At 63.2% G+C, this 14639-nt stretch carries 11 protein-coding genes; 4 read left to right on the top strand and 7 right to left on the bottom strand.

The window, feature by feature from the left end; all coding sequences use genetic code 11:
• Positions 1 to 31: 31 nt before the first annotated feature.
• Positions 32 to 739, bottom strand: a complete 708-nt coding sequence (locus LMG28727_RS14085) for a hypothetical protein (protein ID WP_201642960.1) — start codon at positions 737 to 739, stop codon at positions 32 to 34.
• Positions 740 to 1232: 493 nt separating this feature from the next.
• Between LMG28727_RS14085 and LMG28727_RS14080 the strand changes: the two genes are divergently transcribed.
• Both LMG28727_RS14080 and LMG28727_RS14075 read left to right on the top strand, forming a co-directional pair.
• The gene (locus LMG28727_RS14080; protein WP_201643304.1) at positions 1233 to 3734 is read left to right on the top strand and encodes a penicillin-binding protein 1A; all 2502 of its coding nucleotides are present in this window, start codon (positions 1233 to 1235) and stop codon (positions 3732 to 3734) included.
• Between the two features lie 384 nt (positions 3735 to 4118).
• Positions 4119 to 4997: a lipid A biosynthesis lauroyl acyltransferase gene (locus tag LMG28727_RS14075; protein ID WP_201642959.1), complete on the top strand. Its 879-nt coding sequence runs from the start codon at positions 4119 to 4121 to the stop codon at positions 4995 to 4997.
• Between the two features lie 459 nt (positions 4998 to 5456).
• Here the strand turns inward: LMG28727_RS14075 and LMG28727_RS14070 are convergent, their stop codons facing one another.
• The 3 genes from LMG28727_RS14070 to LMG28727_RS14060 are packed head-to-tail and all read right to left on the bottom strand — an operon-like array spanning position 5457 to position 11244.
• Positions 5457 to 6974, bottom strand: coding sequence for an efflux transporter outer membrane subunit (locus LMG28727_RS14070; RefSeq protein WP_201642958.1), 1518 nt, complete (start codon positions 6972 to 6974; stop codon positions 5457 to 5459).
• A gap of 2 nt (positions 6975 to 6976) precedes the next feature.
• Positions 6977 to 10108, bottom strand: a complete 3132-nt coding sequence (locus tag LMG28727_RS14065) for an efflux RND transporter permease subunit (protein WP_201642957.1) — start codon at positions 10106 to 10108, stop codon at positions 6977 to 6979.
• On the bottom strand, positions 10105 to 11244 hold the full coding sequence (locus LMG28727_RS14060; protein ID WP_201642956.1) for an efflux RND transporter periplasmic adaptor subunit: 1140 nt from the start codon (positions 11242 to 11244) through the stop codon (positions 10105 to 10107). The genes LMG28727_RS14065 and LMG28727_RS14060 overlap by 4 nt, the downstream gene beginning before the upstream one ends.
• 218 nt (positions 11245 to 11462) lie before the next feature.
• Here LMG28727_RS14060 and LMG28727_RS14055 point away from each other — a divergent pair, with 218 nt between their 5' ends.
• On the top strand, positions 11463 to 12080 hold the full coding sequence (locus LMG28727_RS14055) for a TetR/AcrR family transcriptional regulator (protein ID WP_201642955.1): 618 nt from the start codon (positions 11463 to 11465) through the stop codon (positions 12078 to 12080).
• 40 nt (positions 12081 to 12120) lie between these two features.
• Here LMG28727_RS14055 and LMG28727_RS14050 read toward each other — a convergent pair whose 3' ends face one another.
• Entirely contained in the window at positions 12121 to 12333 is a 213-nt protein-coding gene (locus tag LMG28727_RS14050) for a hypothetical protein (RefSeq protein ID WP_201642954.1), read from the bottom strand.
• A gap of 263 nt (positions 12334 to 12596) precedes the next feature.
• Here LMG28727_RS14050 and LMG28727_RS14045 point away from each other — a divergent pair, with 263 nt between their 5' ends.
• Complete coding sequence (locus LMG28727_RS14045; RefSeq protein WP_201642953.1) at positions 12597 to 13664, top strand: LysR family transcriptional regulator; 1068 nt, start codon at positions 12597 to 12599, stop codon at positions 13662 to 13664.
• A gap of 80 nt (positions 13665 to 13744) precedes the next feature.
• Here the strand turns inward: LMG28727_RS14045 and LMG28727_RS14040 are convergent, their stop codons facing one another.
• Positions 13745 to 13975, bottom strand: coding sequence for a DUF2795 domain-containing protein (locus tag LMG28727_RS14040; RefSeq protein WP_201642952.1), 231 nt, complete (start codon positions 13973 to 13975; stop codon positions 13745 to 13747).
• Between the two features lie 299 nt (positions 13976 to 14274).
• Positions 14275 to 14529, bottom strand: coding sequence for a hypothetical protein (locus LMG28727_RS14035; protein ID WP_201642951.1), 255 nt, complete (start codon positions 14527 to 14529; stop codon positions 14275 to 14277).
• Between the last annotated feature and the right edge of the window lie 110 nt (positions 14530 to 14639).

Below are 14639 nucleotides of genomic sequence, written 5' to 3'. Positions count from 1 at the left end.
CGCATTGCGACGAACGTGCGGTGACCTCGCGTCAGGCGAAGCGGCCGCCTTCGGTGCTCGGGTCGCTGCATGGATCGTCGTCGTCGCGCGCGGTGTCGAGGCGAGGGCGCTTCAGCACGCTGCGCAACGGCGAGTCGGTATCGACCTGCGGCGGCGCGGAGCCTTCAGTTGCTGCTTTCGCCGCGGCCACGCGGGCGACCGCCTCGGCTGTCGCGGCGGCTTCCTCGTCGGCCTCCGCGGCAAGGGCGGCGGCAATGCCGGCCGGTAGCAGAGGCGCGGGTTCCGCCGCTGTTAGCGTAGGCGGCAATACTTTTGGGGTGGAGGCAGCGCGTGATGAGCCGGCGGACCTGATTGCGGCAGTTGAAGCGCTGGTCGAAGCGCCAGTTGAAGCCGCTGCCGTTGCCGCGGCGTCCTCCGCGGCACTCGTGGACAGGGACGCGGAAGCGTCCAGTTCGCTGTCATCGCGTGCCTGCAATGCGGCGGGCAACGCCGCGCGGGCATGCCGGGTGCCGCGCGCGACCCGTTGTAACGCCGCGTTGAGCGCGTCGGGTGCGCGCGGCGCGCGCAACCGGTCGACAATGCTCGCCGCCTTCACCTGTTCGCTGGTGGCGCCAAAGCTCAGCACCGCGCGCCTCATCAGTTCGCTGACGCTGATGCCCAGATTCTCGGCAGTGACGGTGATCGCGCGTTTCTGAGCGGTCGTGACGAAGACGACGATACGCTCACTGGGCTTGTTCATGATCGGCTCGCATACTTGTTGGCATTGGCGGGTCAAGGCGCGTATCTGGCATACGCCGTGGCGTTCGGGTGTCTTTTGCACGCATCGAACCCATCATATGACGAGTTGCGCCGATGCGAAACGGGCGCGACGTGAAAATCCCGTGACATCAACGAGTTGTAGCGCTTCCGGACGGTTTGTCCACAGCCCTGCGCACAGTTTCTGTTGATAAGTCCCACGCGCCGCATGGGGCGGGTTTGTGCGTACCAGGAAATACAGGCGCGAGCGCCGCGAAGGGAATTCTTACAAAAAAACTGCGTTGCCCAGCGCTTGATTTCTTTAAAATGCGCTGTTACGTTGCGCCGGGCAAGGTCCCTCGCGTGCCGTGCGGCTGGCCGGGGGCTGAGGGCCGCGCGGTGGTTTACGCCTCAGGCTACGATGCTCGATCACGACCCATGCGCGCGCCATGAGCGCGGGCAGAAAGGCGTTCAGTTATGCGCCCACTATTCCAGTCATGCCAATCATCAAACGACCGCATTCCTCCCATTCTCCGGCCGGTGAAGACCGGGATTCCTACCAACGCACTCCAGGTCGCAACGCCGCCTCGCGCGAGCCCGAACCCGTGCGCCGTTCGATCGGCGCCACGCTCGTCATCTGGTCTGTCAGCCTCGTCGCGACGCTCGCGGTGGTGGGCGCGCTGATCGTCGGCTATGCGCTGGTGGTGATGGGGCCGCAACTGCCGTCGCTCGACGCGTTGACCGACTATCGCCCGAAAGTGCCGCTGCGCGTCTATACCGCAGACCACGTGCTGATCGGCGAATTCGGCGATGAACGGCGCAGCCTGGTGCGCTTCGAAGACATTCCCGACCAGATGAAGAAGGCCGTGCTCGCGATCGAAGACTATCGCTTCTACGAGCACGGCGGCGTCGACTTCCTCGGCATTCTGCGCGCCGGTTTCGCCGACCTCGCGCATGGTGGTGCGTCGCAGGGCGCGAGCACGATCACGATGCAAGTGGCGCGCAACTTCTTCCTGTCGAGCGAAAAGACCTATACGCGCAAGATCTATGAAATGCTGCTCGCATACAAGATCGAGCGCGCGCTGACCAAAGACCAGATTCTCGAGCTGTACATGAACCAGATCTATCTGGGCGAGCGCGCTTATGGTTTTGCATCGGCCGCGCGCGTGTACTTCGGCAAGGATCTGAAAGACATCACGCTGGCCGAAGCCGCGATGCTCGCAGGCTTGCCGAAAGCGCCGTCCGCATATAACCCGGTGGTCAATCCGAAGCGCGCGAAGATCCGTCAGGAGTACATTCTGCGGCGCATGCTGGAGCTGAAATACATCAGCCAGGAGCAGTACGACCAGGCCGTGAAGGAAGAGATCCACACGCGCAATCCGGGCAACGAATACAGCGTGCACGCGGAGTACATCGCCGAAATGGTCCGGCAGATGATGTACGCGCAATACAAGGACGAGACCTATACGCGCGGTCTGAACGTGACGACCACGATCGATTCCGCCGATCAGAACGCGGCCTATCAGGCCGTGCGTAAAGGCGTGATGGACTACGAGCGCCGGCACGGTTATCGCGGGCCGGAAGGCTTCGTGCAATTGCCCGCGCCGGGCGACGACCGCGATCAGACCATCGACGACGCGCTCACCGATCACCCCGATAACGGCGAGATCATCGCTGCCGTGGTGACGGACGTGAGTCCGAAGCAGGTGAAAGCGCAACTGGTGGACGGCACCGAGGTGACGATCGGCGGCGACGGTCTGCGCTTTGTCGCGGGCGCGCTGAGCGCGCGTGCGTCGGCGGCGACGAAGATCAAGGAAGGCTCGATCGTGCGCGTAGTCGCCGACGACAAAGGCAACTGGCAGATCACCCAGCTGCCGCAGGTGGAAGGCGCGCTGGTGTCGCTTACGCCGCAGGACGGGGCGATCCGCGCGCTGGTCGGCGGCTTCGACTTCAACAAGAACAAGTTCAATCACGTGACCCAGGCATGGCGTCAGCCGGGTTCGAGCTTCAAACCGTTCATCTACTCAGCCGCGCTCGACAAGGGTCTCGGACCGGCCACGATCATCAACGACGCGCCGCTGTACTTCCCGCCGAGCACGCCGGGCGGCGACGCGTGGGAGCCGAAGGACGACGACCAGCCAGAAGGTCCGATGACGATGCGCCTCGCGTTGCAGAAGTCGAAGAACCTGGTGTCGATCCGCATCCTGTCGTTCATCGGTACCAAGTACGCGCAGGACTTCGTCACGCAGCGTTTCGGTTTCGACGCCGACAAGACTCCGCCGTATCTGCCGATGGCGCTCGGCGCGGGCCTCGTCACGCCGCTCCAGTCGGCGGGCGCGTATTCGGTGTTTGCGAACGGCGGCTACCGGATCAACCCGTATCTGATCAGCGAAGTGACGGACGCACGCGGTCAGCCGCTGTCCAAAGCGCAGCCGCTGACGGCGGGCCGCGACGCACCGCGCACGCTCGAACCGCGTAACGCTTACGTGATGAACAGCCTGCTGCATTCGGTGGCGACGGCCGGTACGGGGGCGGGCACCAACGTGCTGCATCGCTCGGACCTGCAGGGCAAGACCGGTACGACCAACGACGCGAAAGACGGCTGGTTCGCGGGCTATCAGCAGTCGCTGGTGGCGGTGGCGTGGATGGGCTACGACCAGCCGAAGAGCTTGGGCAGTCGCGAGTTCGGCGCCCAGCTGGCATTGCCGATCTGGGTCGAGTACATGCAGCGCGCGCTGCGCGGCGTGCCGCAAGCCGAGATGGCGCAACCGGACGGCGTGACCCCGGTCGACGGCGAACTGTTCTTCACGAACATGACGCCGGGCAATGGTTTCGTCGCGAGCATCGGCCTCGATTCGGCGAATCCGACCGCGGGCGCGAGCGATGCAATGGGGGGGGTAGGCCCGGCGGGCATGACGCCGCCGGTGGTGCCGCCGCCCAGCGTTTCGTCCAATGAAAAGAAAGAGATCATGGACCTGTTCGAGTCGAACAAGCCCTGACGGTAGTCGCGCAGACGTGCTCCGCTTCCGGCGGAGCGCGCCTGCAAGTTTCTGAAATCCGCGCTGAACACCGCCCAGTAAGGCTTTCAGCGCGTAGCGCCAGCGCCGTTTCAGCAGTTTTTGTGCCCGGCACTCGCAGTGTGTTTTAATCACGCCTGCGGTGCTTCATCTTGGGTCCCTGACAGGACGCCCGATTCCTAAACGGGGTCGGCTTCTGCACCTCACCGTCCCGTCGCAAGCAGGACGTCTCTCTTTAGAACGCGCAGCGCAAAAACCCGGTTTGACGCGCGCACGGTTCACCTCGCTCGTCACTTCGCTCGCTGGCAATGCCGACATTGCCGTGGCCGGTGTGTTCATCACCAGCATCCACCGGGTTTCCGTTCCGTGAAAAGTCGAATTCTCATCTGTTTGATGACAGGTCTGCTGCGCGCGTTTGCTTTCCTGCCGTACGGCGTTGTCGCACGAATCGGCACGGGCATCGGGGCGCTGCTGTACCGCATTCCCAGCACGCGTCGGCGCGTCGTGCACACCAATCTGAAACTGTGTTTTCCCGACATGAGCGACGACGCACGCGAGCGTCTGGCGCGGGCGCACTTTTGCCACGTGATCCGCAGTTATGTCGAGCGCGGGCCGCAATGGTTCGGCAATGCGCAGGCGCTCGCTCGACTGGTCGAGGTTGAGAGCGCGATCGATCTCGACGACGTGCAGGCGCAGCCGACGATTTTCGTGGGCTTCCACTTCGTCGGCATCGAGGCGGGCTGCATGATGTATTCGACCCGTCATCCGGTTGCGTCGCTCTACACGCCGATGTCGAATCTGCTGCTCGATGCGATGGCGAAGCGGCAACGCGGCCGTTTCGGCACCGAGATGATTCCGCGTAGCGACAGTGTGCGGCGTGCGTTGCGCGCGCTGCGCGAGGGCACGCCGGTGATGCTTGCCGCCGATATGGACTTCGGTATGCGCGATTCCGTGTTCGTGCCGTTTTTCGGCGTGCCTGCGTGCACGTTGACATCGGTGTCGCGCATGGCGCGGGCGGGCAATGCGCGCGTGGTGCCGTTCGTGACGGAAGTGCTGCCGGACTATCGCGGCTACAAGCTGACCATTTTCGACGCGCTAACCAATTTTCCTTCCGACGATGTATCGGTGGACGCCCGCCGGATTACCGAGTTTCTGGAAACGCAGGTGAGACGGATTCCTGACCAATATTACTGGGTGCACAAGCGGTTCAAAAATCGTCCGGCGGGCGAGGCAGGGGTTTACTGACGCGGCCGGGGGTGTGGCAGCAAGCGCGTCTGAAGCGGAATTCAGAACGCGCTCAAGCACTTAGGGCGAATCTCCAGGCGTTATCAACAGGCCTGTCAACAAAAACTGTGGATAAGCGATCCACGTGATTGCGGGCATTTTCCGCTACTGCGGCCCGCGCAACTGCTCGCGATTATTTCCACCAGCTCTTTGTCCGACAAAACGAATCGCATCAAGCACTTACATGGCTCGCTGTCGAGTTATCAACAGATCTGTCAACAAAATCTGGGGATAACGTTGAGGCATCCCTGGCTTTCGACTCAGTGAAAAATAGCCTGGCAGCACCAACTGGTTCATTCTGAGCCGCTCTCACAAATTCCCTTGCGCTCAATGTGTTAGGACGGTTGTCAGAAAGTTGTCAACAGCTTCTTCAACACAAACTGGGGATAACTCGAACAACGTTTCTATGGAATCCCAGGTTTAGTTGCTGATCCCCGTGCTCGAAACCGGCACCGCTGCAGCGGCTGCAGCAGGTTGAGCGGCGTCGACTGGTGGATTGCCCATTGCCTGAAACAACGCCGCCGTGTCTGTCAGACGCGCGCTCGTGTAGCGAATCTCATCGAGCTGCGCGTTGCGGAATTGCTGTTCGCTGGAACGTGCGGACGACACCGGCAGCGCACCCAGCCGATAGCGTCCCGAGGTTTCGACGAAGATGCCTTCAGCGGAGCGTGCAGCGAGGTTCGCAGCATCCAGCGCTTGCGCATCGTGCTCAAGCGAGCCGAGGGTATCGGCGACATTCTGGAACGCGGCCAGCACCGTTTGCCGGTACTGCGAGACGGTCGCGTCATACGTGTCCAGCGCCGCACGACGCTGCGCAAACAGCGCGCCGCCATGAAATAGCGGTTGCGACAACGACGCGCCGAGACTCCAGATCGCCCCTGCACCCGAGAGCGCCACCGGCCAGCTAAAGCCGCCTTGACCCATCGCCGCGCTCAGCGACAGGCTAGGGAACATCTGTGCTGTCGCCACGCCGACGTCGGCTGCTGCGGCCTTCAGCGCGGCGTCGGCGGCCTGGATGTCGGGCCGCGAGCGCAACAATTCCGACGGCACCACGACCGGCACCTGCTCCGGCACATGCAACTGCGCGAGGTCGAGGTCGTCCGGTGCGGCGTCCGGCGTACGGCCGAGCAGGACCGCCAGTGCGTGACGCGTGGTCAGCCATTGCTGCTTGAGACCCGGCAGGCTCGCGGACAGACTTGCCGCGCTTTGCTCCGCATTCAACTGATCGCTATGCGACACCGCGCCCAATGCGTAGCGGCGTTGCGTGTCGCGTGCCTGTTCGTTGGCGAGGGTGACGAGCCGCTCGGTGGTCTCGATCTGCGCGTGCAGCGCGGCGCTGGTGATCGCTGCTGTGACGATGTTCGCCGCGAGCGCCCGTCGCGCTGCATCGAATTGATAGGCCTGCACGTTCACGCGTGCAGCGAGCGCGGCGTCAGCCAGACGCGCGGCGCCGAACAGGTCGAACGTGTAGTGCACCTGCAACTGGCCGACAAACACGTTGTAGAGCAGCGTGCTAGGGCCGAGATCGGGAATCGTCAGTGCGCGATTGCGGGTGGCCTGGCCGCCTGCGTCGATGGTCGGCAACATCGAACTGCCGACCTGCGCGCGCAATTGCTCGCGTGCGGCGGCGAGGCTTTTATCGGTTGCGGCGAGCGTCGGGCTATGGCGCAAGCCTTCGTCGACCAGCGTGTTCAGCGGGTCCGACTGATAGAGCTTCCACCATTGCGGCACCGCCTTTGCGCCGACCACGAACTGCTGGGTGATCCCTTGTGCGGGCACGGTTTGCGTCGGTTGCGCTTCGGCGCCGTAGTGCGCGGGCTGCGGCATGGCGGGCGGCTCGCCGCTGGGTCCGAACGAACACGCGGCGAGTGTGCAGGCCGCAGCGAGCACGGAAAGCTTGACGACGTGCGGCTGCCGGAGGATTGCTGAAGTCACCATGCTCAATTCCCCGTATGCGTCGCGCCGGGTGGCGTCGGCGGCTCACGCTCATCGCCACGCACCCTGAACGACGCGGCGTACAACGCGGGCAGATAGAACAGCGTCAGAACCGTCGCGCTCGTGATGCCGCCCATCAGCGCGGTCGCCATCGGGCCGAAGAAGTTCGAACTCAGTAGTGGAATCAGCGCGAGCACGGCGGCGGCCGCGGTCAGTGTGATGGGCCGGAAACGCCGCACGGTCGCGCCGACTATCGCGTCGAAACGCTGGTGCCCCGACGCGATGTCCTGCTCGATCTGATCGACCAGAATCACCGAATTGCGCATGATGATGCCGAACATCGCAATCACGCCGAGCATCGCGACGAAGCCAAATGGCTGGCCGAACAGCAGCAGCGTGATCACGACCCCGATCAGCCCGAGCGGCGCGGTCAGCACGACCATCAGCACCCGCGCGAAGCTCTGCAACTGGATCATCAGCAAGGTCAGCACGGCGATCACCATGATCGGGATCTGCGCATTGATCGACGTCTGGCCCTTGCCGCTTTCCTCGACCGAGCCGCCCACTTCGATCCGGTAGCCGACCGGCAACGTGCCGCGGATCTGGCTCAACGCGCGATCCACCGCATGCGTGACGTCGATGCCCTGCGCGCCGCCCGTAACGTCGGATTGCACGGTAATGGTCGGCTGGCGGTCGCGTTCCCAGATCACGCCGTATTCGAGGTCGTTACGAATATGGCCGAGCGTGCCGAGCGGCACCGGGCCATTGGGCGTGGGCATCGCGAGCGTGACGAGTCTGGACGGGTCGACGCGCTCCGCTCGCGGCGCGCGCAGATCGACGCTGATCAGCTTGTCGCGTTCCCGGTATTGCGTGACCGTGTAGCCGGACAGCGTCATGGCGAGAAAGCTCGAAATGTCTTCGGAACTCACGCCGAGTTCGCGCGCTTTCTTCTGATCGACTTCGAAGCGCACCGAACGCTCGGCCGGTTCGTCCCAGTCGAACTGCACGTTGGCCGTGCCGCGGGTGGCGCGCATCGTGGTCGCGACGCGTTCGGCGATCGAGCGCACGGTAGCAATGTCGTCGCCGCTCACGCGGAACTGCACCGGATAGCCGACCGGCGGCCCATTCTCCAGCCGCGACAGACGTGTGCGAATCGCCGGAAAGTTATCGCGCAGTTGCGGTTCGAGCCACTGTGCGAGCTTCTCGCGATCTTTCACCGACTTCGCCGTGATCACGAACTGCGCGAAATTGGGCTGCTGCAATTGCTGATCGAGCGGCAGATAAAAACGGGGTGCGCCGGTGCCGACAAAATTCACCGTATGATCGATTTCAGGCCTTCCTGCAAGGGCTTTTTCTAACCGCTGCGCCTGGCGCAACGTGGCGTCGAACGAAGCGCCTTCGGGCAGCCGCACATCGACCAGCAACTCGGGGCGGTCCGAACTCGGGAAGAATTGCTGTGGCACGAGCGTAAAGCCCGCCATGGCCAGCAAGAACAGCGCGACCGTGACGGCGAGCACGATGAAGCGCCGCTCGATACACCAGCCGATCCAGCCACGCAGGCGTTGATAGAACCGCGTGTCGTAGATGTCGTGTTCGTGGTCGTCGGCGAGATGCGCTTCATGTGCGTCGCGTTTGCGCTCGGGCAGCAGGTGATAGCCGAGTAGCGGAATCAGCACCACCGCGGCGAACCACGACGCAATCAGCGCAATCGCGGACACCTCGAAAATCGAGCGCGTGTATTCGCCGGTGCTCGACTTGGCCAGCGCGATCGGCAGGAAGCCGGCGACGGTGACGAGCGTGCCGGTCAACATCGGAAACGCTGTGCTCGTGTACGCAAATGCGGCCGCGCGCGTGCGGTTCCAGCCTTGCTCCAGTTTCACCGACATCATTTCGACGGCGATGATCGCGTCGTCGACGAGCAGCCCGAGCGCGAGCACCAGCGTGCCGAGCGACACCTTGTGCAGTCCGATATCGAACAGATACATGCACAGCGCGGTGACGGCGAGCACGACCGGAATCGAGATCACGACCACCATGCCGGTGCGCACGCCGAGCGACACCAGGCTCACGATCAGCACGATCGCGACGGCTTCGGCCACGGCTTCGAGAAAGTCGTCGACCGAACGCGCGACCGCATGCGGCATGCTCGACACTTCGACCAGATGCAAGCCGGCCGGCAACGCCGCACGCAATTGCACCATCTGCTGATCGAGCGCCTTGCCGAGGCGGATCACGTCGCCGCCGGTCTGCATCGTCACGCCGATGCCGAGCACGGCCTTGCCGCCAAAGCGCATCTGCGTGACGGTCGGGTCGTCGTAACCGCGTTTGATGGTCGCGATATCGCCGAGCCGGAACGAACGGTTGTTGATGCGGATCAGCGTGTCGGCAAGCGCGTTGACGTCGTTGAACTGGCCGGTGGGACGCACGAACACCCGGTCGTCGGTCGTGGTCAACGTGCCGGACGGCGCGATGCTGTTCTGCGAGTTGATCGCCTGGCCGAGTTGTTGCGGCGAGATGCCCAGACGCGTGAGCTGCGTGTTGGCGATCTCGATGTAGATGTGCTGGTCGGGGTCGCCGAAGTAATCGACCTTGCCGACGCCCGGCACGCGCAACAGCACGGTGCGCAACTGGTCCGCATAGTCGTGCAGTTGCGCGGGCGAAAAGCCGTCGCCTTCGAGCGTGTAGATGTTGGTATAGACGTCGCCGAATTCGTCGTTGAAGAACGGACCTTGAATGCCTTGCGGCAACGTGGAGGCAATATCGCCGACTTTCTTGCGCACCTGGTACCAGGTTTCGGGCACGTCCTTGACCGGTGCCGAGTCTTTCATCGAGAAGAACATCAGCGATTCGCCGGGGCGCGAATAGCTGCGCACGAAGTCGACGGCGGGGGTTTCCTGCAGCGTGCGGCCGATGCGGTCGGTCACCTGTTCCTGCACCTGCCGCGCGGTCGCGCCGGGCCAGAAGGTGCGGATCACCATCACGCGGAAGGTGAAGGGCGGGTCTTCGGATTGCGCGAGCCGCGTGTACGCGAGGATGCCGAACGCGGTGGCGAGTGCGATCAGGAAAACGACCAGTGCCTGGTGACGCAACGCCCACGCGGACAGGTTGAAGCGTCCCTCTTCATGGGGCGTGCTCATGAAGCGAAGTCCTCGGGATGCAGCGGTGCGATCACGCGGACCTGTTCGCCGGCGCTGACGGTGTGCACGCCTTGCAGAACGACGCGCTCGCCGTCGTTGAGGCCCTGGCTGACCACGATGGTGCGCTCGTTATAGCGCGCGACCGTGACGCGGCGCAGTTCGAGCGCGTTGTCGCTGGCGCGCACGATCCACACGGCCGGTTGCTGGCCCTGGTGGAACAGCGCGGTGACGGGCAGCGTGAACGAGCCGTGCTGATCGGCCGGGCCGTTCGATGCTGCCGATGCGGGCGCGATATCCGCGGTCATGCCGAGGCGCACGTCCGGGGTGGGATGTTCGAGAGTCAGCCGCGCACGATAGGTGCGGCTTTGCGGATCGGCGGCCGGCGACAGTTCACGCACGCGCGCCGTGAACGTGCGACCCGGCAGTGCCGCGAGCGTCACCCTGGCGGTCTGCCCGATCGCGAACGCCGAGAGCGTGCTTTCCGGCACGTCGCAGATCACGTCGACGTCGCCGCTCCACGCGAGGTTGTAGACGGCCTGGCCCGCGGACACGTTCTGCCCAGTGTCGGCCTGCTCGCCGGTAATCACGCCGTCATGACCGACGATCAGCGACGTGTACTGCAACTGGTTCTTCGTCAACGCGACCTGTTGCGCGGCCTGATCGCGCTGTGCGAGCGCGGAAGCGTATGCATTGGTGGTCTGTTCGAGTTGCGCCTGCGAGATCAGATTCTCTTTCGCCTGCGCCTGGTCGCGATCGAGTTGCTGCTTCGCGAACACGAGCCCGTGCTGGGCGGCGTCGAGTTGCGCTTGCGAACTGGCGGCATTCTTCTGCGCGTCAGCGGGATCGAGTTGGGCGACTGCCTCGCCGGCTTTCACGACGTCGCCAAGACGCACCCGCCGCTCGATGATCTTGCCGTTGACACGAAACGACAGCGGCGTCGAATAGCGCGCCTGTATTTCACCGGGCAACGACGCGGCCTGCATCGCGTTGCCGTCTGCATGCACGGCAACGGCGACCACGGGGCGCGGCGCGGGTGCCGCCGCTTCCTGCTTCGAACACGCGCTTAGCGCGATGGCGCCGGACAGAACCAGCGCGATAGCCGCGCCTCGCAGAACGCCGTGGGACTGCTGGCGCATCGGCGACGATGCGGGAGAACCGGGACGCTTCACAATTACCCCAACTGGAGACAGCGAACGAACACGGCAAGCCGCAGCGGCCCGCCAGCAAAGGCTTGTATGCAGGTTATGCGATTCGCATACAGGTCTGACTTCGAATGAAGATTTGCATTCTAATACACATCTGTATTTGAATTTGGAGGTGAATGGTATTTCTTTTCGGTGCTAGACTGGCGCCCATGAAACGGCAACGACTGACCCGCGAGCAGAGCAAGGACCAGACGCGCGAGCGCCTGCTCGATGCTGCGCAAGCGATTTTTATGAAGAAGGGCTTTGTCGCGGCGAGTGTCGAAGATATCGCCGGGGCGGCAGGTTATACGCGCGGTGCGTTCTATTCGAACTTCCGCAGCAAGAACGAGCTGTTTCTTGAACTGTTAAAGCGCGATCACGAGAAGATGCAGGCGGGCTTGCACGCGATCTTCGAGAGCGCGGCGTCGCGTGAGGAAATGGAAGCGCGCGTGCTGCACTACTACAGCGGCCTGTGCCGCGAAAATAAGTGTTTTTTGCTATGGGTTGAAGCGAAATTGCTCGCGGTGCGCGACGGCCGCTTCCGGCTTCGTTTTAACGCGTTCATGCACGAAAAGCTGGAGCAGATGGGGGCCTACGTTCGCGAATTTTCGGCGCGCGTCGGCACACCGATGCTGATCGAGCCGGATCAACTGGCAATTGGCTTGATGGGGCTATGCGACGGCGTGCAGTTTTTCCATACTATCGATCCGCAGAATGTGCCCGCGGAGATGGCAGAAAAAGTGCTGGCGGGATTTTTCGCGCGTGTGGTGTTTGGGCGCGATGCGTGAACCGGGCGGCCCACGCCTGAAGAGCCGCTAGTCAGACAGCTCAGTTGACCGGCAACTGCCCGCAAACCTCGGTAGCCGGTGTCGCGCAGGCGAGCGAGTATTCGCCGCTGTAGCGCAGCACCTCTTTGCCGGCATGCAGGACCACCTTGATATCCGGGCATCGCTCATACGCGATGAAGGCTGAACACGCGGCGGCAGACCAGCAAACCAGCGAGAACGCGATTTTTTCGATAAGTTGAAAACGAGGTGTCATAGCGATTGATTTCCTTTCGGACGCTATGTTACCAGCAGCTAAGGGTTTATACCTAGTCGAAAAAGCCGAAATGTTGCTTTGCAACAAATGGATGAAACAAGCGCGTTATCAACCTGACCGGAATGTCATCTTCGGGTCAGGGTTGGGACATGATCGGATCGATACAATCGGAACGTTGGGCAAATCCGCGCGCGCCTTGCCGCACGGGTCGACACAGGCGGCAGCGTTGCGCCGGCCCGGCGTTACCGAGGCAGGAGCGGTCCATGAATCAACTTCAGTCGATGCGCGTATTCGTCAAGGTCGCTGACCTTGGCAGTTTCGTTGGCGCGGCCACTGCGCTGGATCTGTCCACGGCGGTCATTACGCGGCATGTGGCCGACCTCGAAACGCGCCTGGGTACCCGATTGCTCAATCGCACTACGCGTCGTCTGTCGCTGACCGAAGCGGGCCGCACCTACCTGGAACGCGTGCGGCACATTCTCGACGACCTCGAAGGGGTCGAACAGATGGTGGTTGCGCGCAATCATGAACCGGTCGGCACGTTGCGGATCGTCGCGCCGGTCGTGTTCGGGCTGCATACGCTCGCGCCGGTGGTGCAGTCTTACGCGGCCCGTTATCCGGACGTCGTGCCCGATGTCACGCTGGCAGACCGGCAAGTCGATCTGGTCGAAGAAGGGTTCGACGTCGGCATTCTGGCCACGCGGCATATGCGCAGCGGCAGCATTGTTACGCGGCGTCTGACGACCGGCTACATGACGGTCTGCGCGACCCCCGCTTATCTCGCCCAGCATGGGACGCCGACGCGCCCTGAAGATCTGCTGAATCATCCGTGTCTTGCGCGTTCGTCGGAACACGGTGGTGAGGAAAAAGTATTCGCGACACCGGAGGGCGGTGAGGTTCGTGTACGGCCCGGCAATGCGATCGGCGCGAACAACACGGAAATGCTGCGGCAATTCGCGCTGCTGGGCATGGGCGTGGCGATCCTGCCGAGTTATCTGATCGGGCGCGATCTGGCGTCAGGCCGGCTGGTACCGTTACTCACCGATTACCGGTTGCCGCAGGTCGAAATCACGATTGCGTATCCGAGCCGCCTTCATTTGCCGGCCAAGGTGCGCACCTTTATCGATCATCTCGTCGAGCATTTTCAGCAGACCAGTCCGCCCGCGCGTGCCCCTCGCGTCATCGTGCCTGCGCGTAGCGTGCCCGAGCCGATGGCGAATGTGGAGGTCCGGCCGACAGTCGCTGCTGCGGCGGTCGCGTTGCCCGCCGGCGCGGTGCGTCGCTTGCCGAAGGTGCCGCGTGCGCGGATCGTGGCGTCGTCGTCTGTCTGAAGAGTTTGACGGCTCTGGCAGCCGTCGGACCCACATGAACGCGACATGAGCGAGGAATCCCCTCGCTCATGTGCTTCTGGTTATGAGCCCAGACCCGGCCCGTAATTGCCCGCGACCAGGCGCGTGACCGAGTCGAGGTCCGCGTAATCCTGCTCGGGCATGCCATCGAGCATCGACAGCAGTTCGTTACTCGCGCCGGCTTCGCGCGCGGCATCGACCAGCGCATCCTTGTTGGCCGGAAAATGGACTTCGCTCAAAAGATCGGCGATCTGCAGATCAATCGATTCGCCGGGAAAAGCCGAGGCAGTCATGCAAGTACTCCAGGTTGAGTCAGCGAGGGCGGCATTGATTTGCCGTTCAGAAAGTTCAAGGCGAAGGTAGGCCGCAGAGGGAGGTCCACTTGGAATCGTCGACACTGATGATTCTCACTATGCCGCCTGTCCGCGAACGAGACGGAAGTGGCCCGCCACATGGGGAAATGGCCCGCCACATGCGGAAGTGGCCACGCCACATGAGCCGCGGAAAACCACTCACAAATGCCTGCCACGCCTGCCGCCGCAATTCGCGCTGGCGCTTTCCAGGCGGGCGAGCGAAACAGTGGCGCTCCCTGTCAAGTCTGCAAATGCTCGTTTTGGCCGGTGAAGCTGCGATCGAGATGTCGCGACTTCGGCAAAGCGATGTGTTCCCATTGTTGCGGACTGATGTCGCCCGTCGCGGCGACACCGGGTGCGGCGGGCGCGACCGGTGCGGCGTTCGCGCGTTCGGCAAGGCTACTCGCGGTCGGGCCGTCCGGTGCGGTGTGAACCGGCGCGGCAAAACACGAGGCTGACAGCGTCACCATGGTCAACAGTGTCGAGGTTTTCATCGCCCGACCTCCTAAGCTCATGCGGCGCAGACAGTTGAGCAATCGCTGTGCCGTCCCGCGTCGAAAGGAGGGCGCAAGCTACACACGGCATGGCGCCATGCCGCATACGC

The organism is Paraburkholderia metrosideri, assembly GCF_904848625.1.
In the GTDB taxonomy this organism is placed as follows: Bacteria; Pseudomonadota; Gammaproteobacteria; order Burkholderiales; family Burkholderiaceae; genus Paraburkholderia; species Paraburkholderia metrosideri.
This window is presented reverse-complemented; position numbering and strand designations above follow the sequence as displayed.